We start from the raw sequence: 16,986 nt of genomic DNA, 5'->3' as shown, positions 1-16,986 counted from the left end.
AGCTAAACCATGGTGTATCAAGATAACACTTTATATTAGTTGAATACTATCTTAAAATTAATCAATATTTAACTATTCTAATTGTGCTATAATCTTGTTAGTCAGGGAGAGAAATTCAAAGCAGTCCCCCCATTTAATATCAAGCAGGCGATTGTAACTGATTTTGACGGCAATAATATGATCAAAGTAGGTGGAAAATGGCATCATTTAAAAATCGTAATGTGATGCAAATCGTTATATCACAACTATTTAGTGGCGTTGCAACGTGGTGCGTAACCTTGGGCATTCAGATGATCATCATATTTAGATATAATGCGACTATTACCGGCGTTTCTGCCTTATACTGTGCGGCGCTTTTACCCAGAATTATACTACCGAGTTTTTTAGGGACATACTTGGATCGGGTGAAGAGTCGGGTCCTGGTTGTGAAAATAGGTCGACTGTTTGCAGCCTTGGTTGCCGTTATTTGTTATTTTAGTCAGGGTACCATCCAGATGATTATTTTAGCGTTTGTGTTAAATGCCGTATTATCAGCTGAAGAGCCTGGCATGATTGGTGTCATCCGAAATTTATCTGATAATGATGATGGCTTTGATATATTAGGAATTTATTACATGTTAGCGGATATTATTAAAATAATCGGACCATCAATCGCGGCTGGTATCTCTTTCTTTACAACCAACAAGAATCTATTCTTAGTTGCAACGGTCTTATTTGTGGGGTCGGCGGTATTACTACGGGTGAAAGAAGCAACAACTCGTCGCCAGGCAAAGGTTGAGAATAAAAAAACATTGAATCGATTCGAGGTCGTTAAGCTAATCTTTAGTCAAGGCGAATTGCTCTATATTTTTATCATAGTCTTTACGTTTTTATTTTCTTTAAACGCTATCGATACTAGTTCCGGAATTTTGATAAGAACATTTACCAATAAGTCATACATCCAAGCAGTCTTTGTTGCGCTAATGGGGATTGGTGGGACGATTGGGTCACTAATCGTGCTTAGACTGATTAATAAAGTGAATTTGTTGACCTTGAATTTAATCAGTATGTTTATTTTCGGACTGCTACTTTGTATGGTAGTCTTCATCACAACTATTGCTGAATTGCTTATTATTGTTACTTTGGCAGGATTGCTGGCGCCCGGAATAATTATGTCAGCGGAAATTCGTCGACAAAAGTTAGTGACTAAGTCGCAGTCGAGTAGATTGTCAGGGCTAACCCTAATGGTGAATTCAATTGCCCAATTAGCCGGTATTGTGGTTTCTCCGGTCATTGCAAATGGGCTTTCTCCAGCTGAAGTATTTGTCGTTTGTGGTTTGTTAATTATCACCATTGCGTTGTTTGGACTTATATTTGGCAATAGATTTGTTAAGGCTAATTAAAAAACGACTTAAAAATAAGCAGTCAGAGATCAAAAAAACCAACCAGAAGTCATGGTTGGTTTTTAATTTGGAACAGTTAAGGCGCAATAGTAAACGTCTCATCTAATAATGTCACTGCTTCAGGGGCTAGCCCCACAAGCTGAAGCTGGCGATCTTTAGTGACAAAAATGGCGCCATAGAGATCGTCACGTGCCACGCCCCAATCAGGGTGTGGTTGGCCGGCAAAAAACAAGCGGGTCGTTTCAATCTCACCATCAATAGAAGCTTTTGAAAAAACCGTGACACTCAGTAAGTTATTTTCACGAGGGTAGCCAGTCTTGGCGTCTAAGATATGATGGTAGGAGTGGCCGTCCACTTCTAAATGCCGTTCATAAATGCCACTGGTCACTGCTGAACAGGGGCCAATCGTGACGCTGGCAATTGCATTGCCACGCGGCGTTAACGGATTTTGAATGCCAACCCGCCATTGACCATCAGCGTGTAGTGGTGAGGCGCCAACCATTAGGAGGTTGCCGCCTAGGTTAATCATCCCAGCCCGCTGACCTAAGGCTTGCCAGTAGTCTTGAATCCGATCGGCGATATAACCCTTAGCAATCCCACCTAAATCAAGCTGCATCCCGGGTTGATGGAGATAGATACTGTAGGCTTGATCATCATAAGTAGCTTGGGTCGGATCGACCAAAGCAAGTTGGGCAGTGATTGCTGCTGGCGTTGGGACATGCGCATCAGTAAAGCCAATCTCCCAGAGTTTAACTAGCGGGCCAATCAAGGCATTAAAGCCAAAGTGCTGTTGGCTGAGCTGAATGGCGTGCTTAACTAGGGTGTAAGTCGCAGCACTAACTTGCACCGGATGCTGGCCCGCTGCTTGGTTAATGGCAATGACTTCGGATGAGGCGCGGTTGATAGTCAACTGGTCTTCATATTGGTCGATTAGCGCACAAGCATTGGTCAGGGCCTGGTTAGGTGCTTTACCAAAGAGGGTTAAGTCAATACTGGTGCCAAGGGCGTAGTGAGTTTGATGCTGGCGCTGAGTTGCCAGCTGTGGAATGGCGGCCTGGCCGTCAAAGTTTAAAGTGGTCATCGAATCGGTCCTAACGATTTAGATTAAGATACCAGCACAATGGTCAATTTCGTGTTGAATGATTTCAGCTGTGAAGTCATTAAAAGTTTGTTGCTGGGGCTTGAACTGTCGGTCTCGAAATTTAACGGTAATTTGATGATAACGGGTCGTTGGTCGCTCGCCGGTCAAAGATAAGCAACCTTCACTAGTTGTGTAGGTGCCGCTATGGCTAAGCATAACTGGATTAAGCAGGGCCATGGCAAAGGGGCCCATTTGGACGACAATAATTTGTTTATTGACGCCAATCATGTTGGCGGCCAAGCCCACACAATCAGCGGTATGGGCTTGGAGGGTATCCAATAAATCAGTCACGACGGCTAAATCAGTTGGCTTGGCAGGCACCGCCGGTTGGGTTAAAGCAGTTGGGTCATATACGATGGGTTTAATCATGAAAAGCCTCCTAAAGCGATTACTTTTAAAGCTATTATAGCGACCATTCAGGCGCTGACGCAAGTTCTGCCAATTATCAAAACTATTGTTCGCCAATTTGGACAGAAGCTAGTATAATGAACTGTAGCGGTAAGGCTAATTAACTATGTTAAAATACTAAAATTTATGTTAGCATAGCAAAGATAGTAAAACGTTAAGATAGTTAAACCGTTAAAACGGTTTAACGTGAATGATTCAAGCTTTAAAAGCTAAATTAGTTTTTTTGGAGGGAAGCTGACAGTATGAAATTACGAACAGTAATGATGGTAGGTGCAGCCATGCTAGGGTTAACTAGTACGGTCACTTTGATGACGCCCACAAGCGCAAGTGCAGCTGCCACAACTAGTGCTAACAGTACCAGTTCGAACGTTTCCATTGATGGGAAGTTTTCGGATTGGTCGGGTGTTAGCTTAACAGAAGGCTATAACGGTTATACCGCCATGGTCAGTGATGGGCAATCAGTTAATGTCTACGTTAAGATGAAGAATGGTAATGTCCCAGGTTATGGGGACTATAACTTTACCATCGGTGGCAAGCAGTATTACGTTTGGTCTAATAATATTCCTAGCAGCCTGAGTTCGGGTGATACCAAACAAGTGACCTTTACTGGTGGTAAATGGAACGAGGGCACGCAATACGGTACAGTTGGGACCGGCTATGTTTATAATGATGGTAAAAATAATTTTGCCGAATTTAAGGTCGATCTCAGTAAGTTTGATATTTCTGATTTAACAGCGGGTGAAAAAGTTGCGATGACTAACCCTAACATTGGGAGTTCTGCTGTGACGACAACCGTTGCCTCAGTGGCAGCCTCAACTAATAGCAGTAGTGCCGCTAACAGTAGTAGTAGTACCAGCAGTACTGCCTCAAGTAGCACAAGTACAACCAGTGCCAGCAGCACTAGCAGTACGTCGAGTGCCGGGGTTGTTACGGATAAGAGTGACTCAAGCTCTAAAGACACGACGACAACCGATGCCAACGCCAATAATGACAATGATAATGCGAATATTAGCATTGATGGCAAGTTTTCCGATTGGAAAAACATGACTTTGACAGAAGGTTACAACGGTTACACGGCGATGGTCAGTGACGGTAACTATGTCTATGTTTATGTCAAAATGAAGTATGGCACTGTCCCTGGCTATGGTGATTATAACTTTGATATCGGTGGTCAGAAGTACTACGTCTGGTCTAAAGATATCCCTAGCAACGTTAGCTCAGGTGAGTCGAAGGCGGTTAGTTTCACTGGTGGTAAGTGGAATGAAGGCAGCCAATATGGTACTGTTGGGACCGGATACGTCTCAAATGATGGTAGCCATAGTATTGCCGAGTTTAAGGTCAACCTTAGTAAGTTTAATATCTCAACGATGACCGGCCAAACGATTACCATGTATAATCCGAATATTGGTAATGAAAAAGTCACCGTCGCCGGTGGGTCAACGGGACCAATCTTGTTATCTGGGATTGGGGTCTTCATCGCAGGTATTGGTTATGTTAAATTCAAGAAAAATGGCTTCAAGGGCCAAGGACCTCGGATTAGTAGTAAATAAGGTTAATGAAAAATTTTAACAAGTAATATGATATAGGACTGATGTTAATGAACGTATATATCCTACTGGGAACGGTAGTATGGCTGTACGTGCTATCAGTGCTACAGCGAGCCCGGTTGTCTGCTTTCTTCTTTATTGTCGGCAGCGCCGGACTTTTCTTTATTTTATCAGCGTTAAGTCGCCCCTATTGGGTCTGGCTATTTACGCACGCCGTGATTCATGGTGTCAATGGCTTTGCGTTTGTGACACACTGGTGTAACGTCATGTTTAAGTCGGGCCTGGTTTATATCACTAATGGGCACAATCCAGTCATCATGTCGATTGACTATGAATGTTCCGGCATTATTGAAACCTGTGCCTTTGTGGCCTTAGTCGTTTTCTTCCCGATGTATCAACGGAAAGAAAAAGTGTTCTATGCGTTATTTGGTGTGGTTTACATTTATTTAATCAACGTTTTACGGTTGATTGTCGTGATCACCATTGTGCATTTTGGCGGGGGTGACACGTTCTTTTTAGCGCATTCTGTGATTGGTCGGTTAGTGTTTTATGTGCTGGTCATCGCGTTGTATTACAATGTCTTCACTTACTCCCAATTGGCCCGCGGTATTTATCGCGAATTTCTGGATTGGAGGCACGTTAAACTGTGATGTACTGGATTAATTTAGCATTGACCAGAATGGGTTTCTGGATTACATGGGCGCTGATTCCGATTGTTGTTGAAATTATTCCAGCGATCACGTCAACCATCAAGTTACTGCATTCACATCTACATGAGCCTAAGTTAACGCCACCGGGTAAATGGCCATGGGTCTCGATTATTGTGCCGGTCTATAATTCAGAAGATACGTTGTTTGAGTGTATTCGGTCAATTAATAATCAAACCTATCCCAAAGATGCGATGCAAATTGTGTTAGCTAATAATCAAAGTACGGATGATAGCTTTGGGGCTTATGCACGGGCGCAAAATACATTTCCAGAGCTGATTTTACGCTATGTTAATACCGATAATGGGAAAGCTAAAGCGCTCAATACCGCTATTTATGAAAGTATTGGCACGTATGTGATCAATATCGATAGTGATGGCGTTTTGGAACCTCGAGCGGTTGAAGAGATGGTCTTACGGTTTGAAAATGATTTGAGTATTGCGGCGATGACGGGTGCTATTTTGCCTAAATCTGACCTCGTGGACGGGGTTAAGGGCTGGTGGCATCGCATGATTGCTAAAAATGAATATTACGAATATGCCCAAGCGTTTTTATCCGGACGGACCATCGAATCATCACGTGATCAATTATTTACAATGTCTGGGGCATTCTCAGCGTTTCGCCGTGAAGTCCTCATGGAGACGTTCTTATATGACATTGACACGATTGGTGAAGATACCGATATGACGTTCCAGATTAGAACGCGATTGGGTAAAAAGGTGATTATCTGTGCGGATGCGATCTTTTATGTGGAGCCCATTTCGGGATTAGCGGAGTTGTATACACAGCGGCAACGCTGGCAACGAGGCGAAATGGAAGTGGCGCATAACTATATGGCCAAATCAGCCAGCTTAAAAAAGTTTTTTAATAATTTTTTAGTGCGGCGGATGATGATTGACCATACCTTTAGTTTTCCCAAGATGATTTGGACTTTTGCCAGCGTGGTTTTAATTGCGTTTGGTTATTCGTCGATTATTATGATGTTGTCATACGTGTTGATTTATTTCTTATACGTGTTTGTGGCCTTGGTCAATTTCATTAGTGTCGGGGTCTTACTGCGCAATTATCAACAGGAACAACATTATTATTTACATCTGTGGTGGGTGATTTTTACCCTCCCAGTCTATACGTTAATCTGTTCATGGATCCGGTTGATTGGGATTATCAATGCCATGACGACCAAGGCTTCGTGGAAGTTACGTGGGATTAATGATGAGATGCAACAGTTGACCGACGTGCTTAAAGATGACGTCAAGACAGCTCAAGCGCGCCGTCAAAAGGATCGGAAAGGAAAATAAGTCATGGTCAAACAACGGTCATACAAAATTAAATCATACGTTAATGCTAGTCATGCGGTCCGTTGGAAGTCTGGAACGGGTAAAAAGCATAATCATACTTGGGAAGTCATTTGCGAATTGCACGCCTTTGAAGGCATGGTTTCCTTTTTTGACATTGAAAAGTCGTTGCATGGCGCCATTGACGAATTGTCTGGGAAGTATTTGAATGATTTGCCAGCTTTTGAAGTGATTAATCCGACCGTTGAAAATGTGACTGAATACCTTTTCGATAAAATTGATGAAATTTTACGAGCCAACGGTGCGATGCTCTTACGAATTGAAGTCAGTGATTCACCGACACGATCATTTTGTATTGATGTCACGGAACGAAAATTACCGACTGAAGAAGTTCAGGCGGATCAAACTCAACAAGGACAATCAAATGCGTAGATTTTATAATTTCAGTCATACCGTGATTAATATTTTTTGGCGGGTCTTGTTTTTTCTGACCCTCTTTTTTGCGTTGACCTCGACTAATATTATTATTGGGGACAATCCCACCTTTGGCACGAGTACCACGATGGTCACCACTAGCTTAGTGATTGCGATTATCGTGATTATGGTCATGATTTATGCTTATCCAGGTTTCAATCATTGGTTTCGGAAAATCTTTGTGACCTACCAATTATGGACGGGGAGTTTCATGTTAGTGGCGATTCTAATTGGTCAGATTTTCTTTGTCCATTATGTCCATCCGGTGAGTGGTTTTGATGCCGGCATGTTGCATTATGCGGCGACTAGCGCGAAGCATGTTCAAGAGACGGGCGTGACTGCCTATTACAGTTTAAATCAAAATAATATGCCAATTATGCTGTTTATGCATTGGCTCACCGAGTTAACGGGGCAGACGTCGTGGGAATTCTTTGATTTTGTCACGTTGTTCTTCGTAGATTTGTCGGCTGTGCTTAACTTATTTAGTGTGGCCGTGGTTCAACGGCGCGCCGTTGGGGCTGCAATCTATATCCATTGCGGTTGGCTGGCTGTTTTTCCAAGTATTATCATGCCTTATACCGATGCTTGGGGATTACCACTGGTTTCATTTTACCTACTTTGCTATTTCATCATGCGGAAAAAGACAATGCCATTTGCAGCGCGCGGTGGTGCCGCCGTTGGCTTTGGGATTAGCGTAATTTTAACGTACTTCATGAAGCCGTCTTCCATCATTCCAGTGATTGCGATTGTGATTATTGAAGCATTGGCTTGGCTGATTCAAAAACGGCATTTTACGGCCCAAGGGGTCTTGTTAATGTTAGCAATGGCTGTCTTAATTGGTGATAGTGGTGCGGCCACGTATATGATCGTTAATAACAAGATTCAGCATCAGACCTACATTAAGTTGGATAAGTCGCGGTCGATTCCAGCGATTCATTTTATGGCGATGGGGGTCTATGGTGAAGGGGGCTATAGCGAAAAGCAAGCTATTAAAATGGCCGTCTTACCAACTGAAAAACAAAAAACGGATTATTCCATTAAGATGTTGACCACCCGGTTAAAGAAATTGGGCGGCTTGGGCTATTTGAAGTTTTTAGTTTTGAAACAACGGAATAATACCGCTGATGGGACCTTTGGTTGGTTGCGGGAAGGTCATTTCTTCCGTGAGAGCCAAAAGCCAAGTAATCAAGGTATCAGTAATAAGTTGAAAAACTATATTTATTTATATGGTCGGCATATCGCAGATTTTCGATTTGCAGCCCAGTTGTGGTGGATTGTACTGCTGGTGACCATTGCGTTAGGCTTTGGGCCACGACGGGATGTCATTCAGATGTTGCGATTAGCCATGGTCGGTGGGTTTATGTTCCTACTGCTATTTGAAGGCGGTCGGAGCCGATACTTGATTCAGTATCTGCCATGCCTGCTGCTGCTATTTGCCTTCTCATTTGAAACGGCGTTGGGAAATTTCCAGCGGCTCTTTGGCTGGTATGAAACCAAGGTTGAAAAAGCCAAGGCGGCGGATGCTTAACTTGAAAGTAGTGCTACCAAGCAAGACGCGAGTGGTCTAACTCGGGTCTTTTTTTGGTGGCGTTGGTTAGTTGGCAGACTTAACATGTCCATATGCTTCAATTAAGCGCTAACATTTGGTAGACTTGTCCCAATGACTAAAGCTGACTAACATTGGGTACTGGTTGGTGCGTCATTTATAATAATAACCTATTCGTTTGAATGGCTTATTATCATTTTTTTGATTGTAAATGTAACCGGATGCACGCATGATTGAGGAGGAGTAACAATTGACGGCTAAGTTAGGACAAATAACAATGCAAGCGCCAGTAAATGGCCAGTTACTAGCGTTAAAAGCAATTGATGACCCGGTGTTTTCACAAGGGTTAATGGGCCCCGGGTTCGGGATTGAACCACAGGATGGTCAGATTTTAGCCCCAGTGACGGGTGAAGTGATGCTGGTTGCTGAAACAAAACATGCCATTGGCATTCGCACGGCAACGGGGTTAGAAGTTTTATTGCATTTAGGCGTGGATACGGTTGAATTAAGGGGGGCACCCTATACCGTGACGGTTGCGATGGGCGCGCAGGTAACAGCCGGGCAACCATTAGTCACAATGGATTTGGCTGCAATTCGACAAGCTGGTAAACCGGTGACCGTCATCACGGTATTGACGAATGCCGCGGATCGCGCCGCTCAGCTGTTCTTAACGGCCGGCGACGCAACTGTAAAAGCCGGTCAGCCGGTTGCGATGGTGACCAGCCAACTTGAGACGACTACTAAGCCAATGACCAAGGTCAAAGGTCAAAGCAAGTATGCGGCGTTAGCTCAGGCGATCATTGAAAATGTGGGTGGTGCTGACAATGTTAATAGCTTGATTCATTGTATTACGCGGTTACGTTTTTATTTAAAAGACGAAACGTTAGCCAATACCGCTGTGATTCAAGGCTTAACCGGCGTGATTGATGTTGCTAAGGCCGGTGGTCAATATCAAGTCGTCATCGGCCCCGCAGTTAATGACGTTTACGATGAGGTTATTGCGCAATTAGGCCCCCAATATGCGGATACAGCGGCGACTAAAGCAGCTGTGGCGGCCACTAGTCCTGCGCCAGGGTCGCGAAATTGGTTAACGTGGGGCCAACATCAATTTGGTGCAATGATTGGTGTGATGACGGCTTCAATGATTCCCGTGATTGGGATTTTGGCCGGTTCCGGGATTTTAAAAGGAATTTTGGCGGCGCTGACTGGGTTTAAGCTGTTAAGTACGACTAGTGGGACTTACTTAGTTTTAAATGCAGTCGGTGATGCTATTTTTTACTTTTTGCCGGTAATTTTAGGGTTTACGGCGGCTAAAAAGTTAGGTTCAGATCCAATCGTGCTCGCAATTGTCGGGAGTATTCTGATATATCCGACGATTATCGCGGCGGCGGGGAAAGCGGCGACTGCTGAAATTAGTTTTTTAACGTTACCGACGCATTTAGTGAGTTATTCAGCGTCCGTTTTCCCAATTATTATTGCTGCTTGGTTGGGTAAGTATGTCGAGCGTGGGTTAAAGAAGATTATTCCGTTGTATTTACGAAGTGTGTTCGTGCCAATTCTGGAAGCCCTTGTCTTGAGTCTGGTAATTCTAGTCGGTATTGGGCCGATTATTACGGTCATCAGTGCTGGGTTAGCGAATGCAATTATTACAGTTTACAACTTTAGTCCCGCCCTTTCAGGATTACTGATTGGGGGCCTTTATCAGACCATGGTCATCTTCGGGCTACATTGGGCGTTAATTCCAATCGTCATTAATGACATTGCGACGAATGGTCATAGTTATGTAAATGCGATTTTGTCGATTACGATGGTTGCGCAAGGTGGCGCATCGTTAGCGGTCTTTTTGAAAACCCGGAACAAACACTTACGTGAAATCTCAATTGCGGCCGCAATTTCTGCTTTTTGTGGTGTCACTGAACCGGCCTTGTATGGGGTTAACTTAAAGTATAAGCGCGTCTTTGTCGTTGCTAGTATTGCGGGGGCCTTAGGCGGCTTACTTACCGGTTTACTCCGAGTTAATAACTATGCGTTATCGGGGGCCTTGATTGGTTTCCCAGCGTTTATTACCCCCGGCGTGGGCATCGGTCCCAACTTTTATGGCTATTTGATTTCACATTATGGGACGTTGATTATTGCGACCGTTTTAGTCTATTGTTTTGGCTTTTCTGATAAAATGTTGGCTAAAAGTACACCGGATAAAGCCTAATTTGCCCAACCTTAACTTGAAATAAGTTACACTAGTTACTATAGGGAAGGTGAGCAAATGGCAGTATTTAGTGATGAAGATAAAATTAAAATCTTTGCTGATTTAGTGCGCATTAAGTCGGTCAATGATCATGAAACGACCGTGGCGACTTACTTACAACGGTTATTAGCAGAACATGGCATCAAGGCGACTTTGATGCCATTAAGCCCAACCCGGAGCAACCTGGTGGCCGAGATAGGGACAAAAGGGCCAGTGTTAGGGATTTCTGGTCATATGGACGTGGTTACTCCGGGCGATTTGGATCAGTGGGATACAGATCCATTTGAATTGACGGAACGACAGGGCAAACTCTACGGTCGAGGCGCAACGGATATGAAGTCGGGGCTAGCGGCGATGGTGATTGCGATGATTGAGATTGAAGCCGCCCAGACTTTAACGACTGGCCGCATTCGTTTAATGGCGACAGTTGCCGAAGAAGTCGGTGAAACCGGGTCACAGTTGTTCTATGAGCAAGGGACGATGCAAGACGTGGATGCCTTGCTAATCGGGGAACCCTCAGGATATAACATTGCGTTTGCCCACAAGGGGTCAATTGACAGTCGCATCGATTCGGCTGGTCAAACAGCGCATAGTTCGATGCCGGAACAAGGTTACAATGCCCTTGATCCGTTGATTGAGGTGCTCTATCAAGCGCAACATGCTTTTCGTGATAGTGATCGACATAGCGAGCTACTAGGTGATTTAGGGTTCAACACGACGATTGTTAACGGTGGCAATCAAGTGAACTCGATTCCAGCGACTGCCACTGCTGAAATCAATATTCGATCAATTCCTGAATTCGATAATGCGACTGCGATTGCCTTGTTACAAAAATTAGTCGATCAGCAGAATGCAACCGGCGCCCAGTTGACGCTGACGGTCTTTATGTCACAGAATCCAGTGGCCGCACCGCGGGATTCCAAGTTGAGTGATTTAGCGGCTGAAGTGGGGGCAACTTACGCCGGTGCGCCCATTCCGAAAGTGGCTATTCCAGCGGTAACGGATGCGTCGAACTTGCTAAAAGACAAACCTGATGATTTTCCATTTATCATGTTTGGTCCCGGCAATATGACGCCACACCAAGTCAATGAATGTGTGGATAAACAGATGTATTTGGACTTTATTCACCTGTATGAACGCTTATTTGTTGCCTATTTCAACTAAATTTTGGTACTTTAAAAGCCGGTCAAATTAGTGATGAATTTAGTCACTAGTTTGACCGGCTTTTACTGGTTATCAGATTAATCTTGTAATTCACGGATGGCTAAAGCAAAGTCACCGAGTGTTGCAGAACCGTTGGCTTTGATGACTGGCATCGTGATGTAAGTGTCCAAAGCTGGGACGGTCACATAATCGTTTAAAAGCGTCTTAAATTGTGCGCGGACCTTGGTTAAGAACGCTTCGCTAACCACACCACCGCCGAAAACAATCTTATCTGGTCGCAGGATTAAAGTCGCTTGGATTGCAGCTTGGGCCACGTAATAGGCCATAATATCCCAAACATGGTCAGTTAGGGGGACATCTTTACCTGGACGACCTAACCGAGCATCGAATGTTGGACCCGCAACTAAGCCTTCTAGACAATCGCCATGAAAGGGACAGACCCCCTTAAAATCTAGATCATCAGGGTGGCGTTTTAGGAAGGTGTGGCCCATTTCAGGATGACCAGTCGTGCCAACGAATTTACCGTCAGAAATAGCGCCAGCACCGACGCCGGTACCAATGGTGTAATAAACTAAGGAATTGATTTTCTCATTGGCTAACGTCGACATCACATATTCGCCATAAGCGGAGCCATTCACGTCCGTGGTCCAAAACATTGGGATATCAAAATGTTTTTTTAGCGTGCCAATAAAATCTGTATCTTGCCAACCGGGTTTAGGGGTGGATGTGATATAGCCATACTTAGGTGAATTCTTGCGTAATTCGATGGGTCCGAACGATGCGACGCCTAACGCTTCAATCTTAAATTGTTTGAAATAATCAATTGCCTTTTGCAAAGTTTCAGCGGGAGTCGTGGTTGGAAAATGAATGCTATCCTTGATGCGATAGTCTTCATCACCAATTGCACACACAAATTTTGTTCCGCCAGCTTCAATACTACCTACTAACAAAGTCATCGCTCCTTAAACGAAAAGAAATCGTTTTCATTTTTTTACATAATACAGTTATTCAAATTTTATGTCAAATGGCAACTGATGGATACAACGAGATAGGTGACGTCATGAGAGCAAAAATAGCTGATGTTGCAAGCGTGGCCGGGGTATCAAAGATAACAGTTTCAAGAGTGTTGAACAAACGCGGTTACGGTATATGAATTGGTCAAATATGCGATTAAGTTCTAATTAACTGATCGTAAAAAATAATCGCTGCAAGAATTAGTGATGAAAATTCTTGCAGCGATTATTTAGTGTGTGTCATTAGTATTCTGGTTTTAATGCGGCGGGTGCCGCCAAGGCCGTTGTTTGCAGGGCTGTTTTGGCATCGGTTGGAATGACATTGTGTTGCGGGCTCCAACCGGAATCTTTTGTTAGCTGAATCGTCGTATTGCCGCGTTTTAAAATCATACTAGTGGCAGTCGTGAGATTCAAGTTGGCGGAACCAAACTTGAGTTGTGTTAAGTTAGCTTGGTTGTTACCAGCAAGCTTTAAAGTAAACCCGCCCTTAATTGTAGGGTGGTTAGCTTGAAAAAAAGCCAATTGTTTTTTTGAAGTTAGGTATAACGCCACTTGATCAGATGGACTGACCCAGCGTCCTAAGTAATCGTTTGTTTGAACCTTATTAACTGCGGTGACCTTGGTTGTGGTTTGCACAGCCTTGGGTTCTGACCGAAAGGACTTGCTGGTGGTCGCTTGGCAACCGGCTAGCCCCAATGTTAGTAGTAAAGTTAACCCTAACATTCCCCGTAAATTTTTCATGATAATCTCCTCCAAAGTCCTAATCCCGACAATTAGGAACTTTTTCTCTCTTGAATTTCATTATAAAGGAAGCTTGCGTGAAGTGGAACCAATAGGCCATGCTTTATAGTAAAAAATTAAACCGATTACAATGATTTTTAGTAAAAAAACGTCGCAGCTGACCTTGGACAACCCATTTTGTACCGATTGAATCGGGACCTTTTCAATTTTAGACGATTGATTGCGATGAAATCGGTCGCAAGTTACGCGGATTAAACGTTGCGGCTATGCGATTGTCCGTAACAGTTGACGCCTTGAAATGAATATTCCGATTATATAAGTTAAGCCATATAAAACAAAAATGTGAGTTATTTATCGGTCGGCGTAACGTTGGTAGTTACCCGTTTAACACAAGCTAGGTGATTTAAACGGCCAAGGGACCTATAGGCAGACTAATCAAAATGAGCTACTATATATAGTATGGTAAATGAATTCAGCCCACTGCAACTAGTAGCACTGGGCTGGCTTAAATGACTTATTTTAATAAAGTGGGGGATTAGCATGGGAACAAGGGCAGCAGCAACTAGTTTAGATCAGTTACGAGAATTACCGGTCATTAAACGTGGGGGAACGCAAACTAAGTTTCATCCTTATAAATTGAATTATGTTCTAGCACAATTAGTACCAGCTGAGGCTGATCGCCAAGCAGTGCGGCAAGCGTTAGTCGTACATTATCGGACCGCCACGGCCATTGAAACCCGTGAATTACGACCAGCGTTGATTCAAATTCTACAGGACTTGGATTTAACGACGGCGGCTAAAGCTTATCAAGATTATTTTATTGCGGAACAAGCGCGATTTTCTGCGGCCACGAATGTGCGGGACCGGATTGAGCAGTTATTCAGTCGTGATGCCAATGTGGTTCATGAAAATGCGAATAAGGATAGCAACGTGTTTAACACGCAACGGGACTTAGAAGCCGGGGCCGCAAGTCGGGCGATTGGGCTCAAAATGTTACCTGATTTGGTGGCTAAAGCGCATTTGCGTGGCGATATCCATTGGCATGACTTGGATTATTCACCAGTTACGCCAGAAACAAACTGTTGTCTAATTGATTTTGATGGCATGTTTAAAAATGGTTATAAAATTGGAAATGCCGAAGTTGCCTCACCCCGCTCTATTCAAACAGCCACCGCCCAGATGGCTCAAATCATTGCTAACGTGGCGTCATTACAATATGGTGGCTGTTCAGCGAATCGTGTTGATCAGTTATTGGCGCCATTTGCGGCAATTAATTATCAAAAACATTTAGCTGATGCTGAAAAATGGGTTGTCGCAGCGCAGCGTGAGGCCTATGCGCAGACCAAAACTAAAAAAGATATTTATGATGCGATGCAAGCACTAGAGTATGAGATTAATACGCTATATTCATCTCAGGGACAGACACCCTTTACGACGGTCAATTTTGGCTTAGGCACGAGTTGGATTGAACGTGAAATTCAAACAGCCATTCTTAAAATTCGGATTAAAGGCTTAGGTAAAGAACAGCGGACAGCGATTTTTCCGAAGCTAATTTTTACAGTCAAACGTGGGTTGAATCTCGATCCAACTGACCCGAACTATGATATTAAAAGCTTAGCGATTGCGTGTGCGACCAAGCGAATGTATCCTGATTTATTAATGTATGACAAAATCAAGGCTTTGACTGGTAGCTTCAAAACACCGATGGGCTGTCGTTCCTTTTTACAAGGTTGGCGGGATGAAAATGGGGTCGAAGTGAACTCGGGGCGGATGAATTTAGGCGTCGTGACCGTTAATCTACCGCGGATTGCTTTATCAGCTCACGGAGACCAAACGTTATTTTGGGAGATTTTCGAAGAACGGATGGCGACGTGTCATCAAGCATTAGCCTATCGAATTGAACGGACCAAGGAAGCCCAGCCTGAAAATGCGCCGTTACTCTATATGTATGGGGCTTTTGGGAAACGCCTACAACCAGGCGAGTCGGTTGATGCCTTATTTAAAAATGAACGAGCGACGATTTCACTGGGCTACATTGGAATCTATGAAGTTTGTACCACCTTTTTTGGCCCGGATTGGGAGCAAGATGCTGCGGCTTTAGCGTTTGCCGAAAAAGTTGTCAAGGCGTTGCGCGATAAGTGTCAGCAATGGGCGCAAGCGAGTGGGTATCATTATAGCCTCTATTCAACGCCGGCGGAATCCTTAACGGATACATTTTGTCGTGATGACATCTTGAAGTTTGGTCGGGTGCCAGATGTGACGGATAAGGAATATTATACGAATAGTTTTCACTATGATGTCCGGAAACATCCAACACCGTTTGATAAATTAACGTTAGAAGAACGGTTTCCCAAGTATGCGTCCGGCGGTTTCATTCATTACTGTGAATATCCAAACCTGACGCAAAATCCGAAAGCGTTGGAAGCTGTCTGGGATTGGGCCTATGATCATGTCGGTTATTTGGGCACTAATACGGCGATTGACCAGTGTTTTGAATGTGGGTTTAAAGGAGAATTTAAGTCAACTGCTCGTGGCTTTGTGTGTCCGCAATGTGGTAATCATGACCCTAAAACGTGTGATGTGGTGAAGCGGACTTGTGGTTATTTAGGAAATCCCCAACAACGGCCGATGGTGCATGGTCGCCACGTTGAGATTACGTCACGTCAAAAAAATATGTCACCGGAGATGATAAAAAATGCCGCACGTTACGAAAGGACCAAACAATCCGATGCCCAAAGAATGGTTAGCGGAGGAGCTAAGTGAACAATATGTTGCTGACTATAAAGCGTTTAATTTTGTCGATGGTGAAGGGGTCCGTTGTAGCTTATATCTAAGTGGCTGTCCATTTCGCTGTCCCGGTTGCTATAACGTGGCCGCTCAAAATTTCCATTATGGACAGCCCTATACGGCAGAGCTTGAACAACAAATTATTGACGATTTAAGCCAAGATTATGTGCAAGGTTTGACGTTGTTAGGTGGCGAACCATTTTTGAATACCCAAGTTGGAATTCGAATTTGTGAACGTGTTCGCCAAGAATTTGGGCAGACGAAAGATATCTGGTCATGGTCAGGGTATACCTGGGATGAGCTGCAACAAGATTCTACGGATAAATTAAAAATGTTGTCGTTAATTGATATTTTAGTGGACGGTCGATTTTTAAAAGACCAAATGGATTTGTCACTCCAATTTCGTGGGAGTGCGAATCAACGAATTATTGATGTGCCACAATCACTAGCCCGTCATGAAGTGGTTATTTGGGATAAGCTGGTGCGTTAAGTGGCATGGTAGCGTCGGGTCACCGGACTCGACGTTATTTTTTTCA

General features: G+C 43.8%; 14 protein-coding genes and 1 pseudogene. 11 read left to right on the top strand and 4 right to left on the bottom strand.

The window, feature by feature from the left end:
• Positions 1-197 precede the first annotated feature (197 nt).
• A complete protein-coding gene (locus tag C5Z26_RS06355; protein ID WP_105449138.1) occupies positions 198-1,382 on the top strand; it encodes an MFS transporter in 1,185 nt (394 codons plus the stop codon).
• Positions 1,383-1,458: 76 nt separating this feature from the next.
• Here the strand turns inward: C5Z26_RS06355 and C5Z26_RS06350 are convergent, their stop codons facing one another.
• Complete coding sequence (locus tag C5Z26_RS06350) at positions 1,459-2,463, bottom strand: FAD:protein FMN transferase (RefSeq protein WP_105449137.1); 1,005 nt, start codon at positions 2,461-2,463, stop codon at positions 1,459-1,461.
• A gap of 18 nt (positions 2,464-2,481) precedes the next feature.
• Entirely contained in the window at positions 2,482-2,892 is a 411-nt protein-coding gene (locus C5Z26_RS06345; RefSeq protein WP_105449136.1) for a peptide deformylase, read from the bottom strand.
• A gap of 281 nt (positions 2,893-3,173) precedes the next feature.
• On the opposite strand from C5Z26_RS06345, the gene C5Z26_RS06340 reads away from it, so the two are divergent.
• The 7 genes and pseudogenes from C5Z26_RS06340 (at position 3,174) to C5Z26_RS06310 (ending at position 11,909) form a co-directional block, all read left to right on the top strand.
• A complete protein-coding gene (locus tag C5Z26_RS06340) occupies positions 3,174-4,481 on the top strand; it encodes a Firmicu-CTERM sorting domain-containing protein (RefSeq protein ID WP_105449135.1) in 1,308 nt (435 codons plus the stop codon).
• 47 nt (positions 4,482-4,528) lie between these two features.
• Complete coding sequence (gene xrtG, locus C5Z26_RS06335; protein WP_105449134.1) at positions 4,529-5,128, top strand: exosortase family protein XrtG; 600 nt, start codon at positions 4,529-4,531, stop codon at positions 5,126-5,128.
• Positions 5,128-6,483: a TIGR03111 family XrtG-associated glycosyltransferase gene (locus C5Z26_RS06330; RefSeq protein WP_105449133.1), complete on the top strand. Its 1,356-nt coding sequence runs from the start codon at positions 5,128-5,130 to the stop codon at positions 6,481-6,483. The genes xrtG and C5Z26_RS06330 overlap by 1 nt, the downstream gene beginning before the upstream one ends.
• Positions 6,484-6,486: 3 nt before the next feature.
• A pseudogene (locus C5Z26_RS06325) lies at positions 6,487-6,849 on the top strand (6-carboxytetrahydropterin synthase); the annotation flags it as partial.
• Between the two features lie 55 nt (positions 6,850-6,904).
• Positions 6,905-8,482, top strand: a complete 1,578-nt coding sequence (locus tag C5Z26_RS06320) for a TIGR03766 family XrtG-associated glycosyltransferase (protein ID WP_105449131.1) — start codon at positions 6,905-6,907, stop codon at positions 8,480-8,482.
• 295 nt (positions 8,483-8,777) lie between these two features.
• Positions 8,778-10,706 (top strand): PTS sugar transporter subunit IIABC, encoded by a 1,929-nt coding sequence (locus tag C5Z26_RS06315; protein ID WP_105450147.1) that lies wholly within the window; start codon positions 8,778-8,780, stop codon positions 10,704-10,706.
• Between the two features lie 57 nt (positions 10,707-10,763).
• On the top strand, positions 10,764-11,909 hold the full coding sequence (locus C5Z26_RS06310; protein WP_105449130.1) for an ArgE/DapE family deacylase: 1,146 nt from the start codon (positions 10,764-10,766) through the stop codon (positions 11,907-11,909).
• Positions 11,910-11,986: 77 nt separating this feature from the next.
• On the opposite strand, the gene scrK is transcribed toward C5Z26_RS06310, so the two are convergent.
• Positions 11,987-12,859 (bottom strand): fructokinase ScrK, encoded by an 873-nt coding sequence (scrK, locus tag C5Z26_RS06305; protein ID WP_105449129.1) that lies wholly within the window; start codon positions 12,857-12,859, stop codon positions 11,987-11,989.
• Positions 12,860-12,933: 74 nt separating this feature from the next.
• Here scrK and C5Z26_RS12795 point away from each other — a divergent pair, with 74 nt between their 5' ends.
• Entirely contained in the window at positions 12,934-13,062 is a 129-nt protein-coding gene (locus tag C5Z26_RS12795; protein ID WP_370447968.1) for a LacI family DNA-binding transcriptional regulator, read from the top strand.
• 103 nt (positions 13,063-13,165) lie between these two features.
• On the opposite strand, the gene C5Z26_RS06295 is transcribed toward C5Z26_RS12795, so the two are convergent.
• Positions 13,166-13,663: a hypothetical protein gene (locus C5Z26_RS06295; RefSeq protein WP_105449127.1), complete on the bottom strand. Its 498-nt coding sequence runs from the start codon at positions 13,661-13,663 to the stop codon at positions 13,166-13,168.
• Between the two features lie 540 nt (positions 13,664-14,203).
• Here C5Z26_RS06295 and nrdD point away from each other — a divergent pair.
• Entirely contained in the window at positions 14,204-16,426 is a 2,223-nt protein-coding gene (nrdD, locus tag C5Z26_RS06290; protein WP_105449126.1) for an anaerobic ribonucleoside-triphosphate reductase, read from the top strand.
• Positions 16,392-16,940, top strand: a complete 549-nt coding sequence (gene nrdG / locus C5Z26_RS06285) for an anaerobic ribonucleoside-triphosphate reductase activating protein (RefSeq protein ID WP_370447967.1) — start codon at positions 16,392-16,394, stop codon at positions 16,938-16,940. The genes nrdD and nrdG overlap by 35 nt, the downstream gene beginning before the upstream one ends.
• Positions 16,941-16,986 lie beyond the last annotated feature (46 nt).

Origin of the sequence: Lactobacillus sp. CBA3606, assembly GCF_002970935.1 — a bacterium.
Taxonomy (GTDB): domain Bacteria; phylum Bacillota; class Bacilli; order Lactobacillales; family Lactobacillaceae; genus Lactiplantibacillus.
The sequence above is the reverse complement of the archived record's forward strand: the minus strand, read 5'-3'. Positions and strand labels throughout refer to the sequence as shown.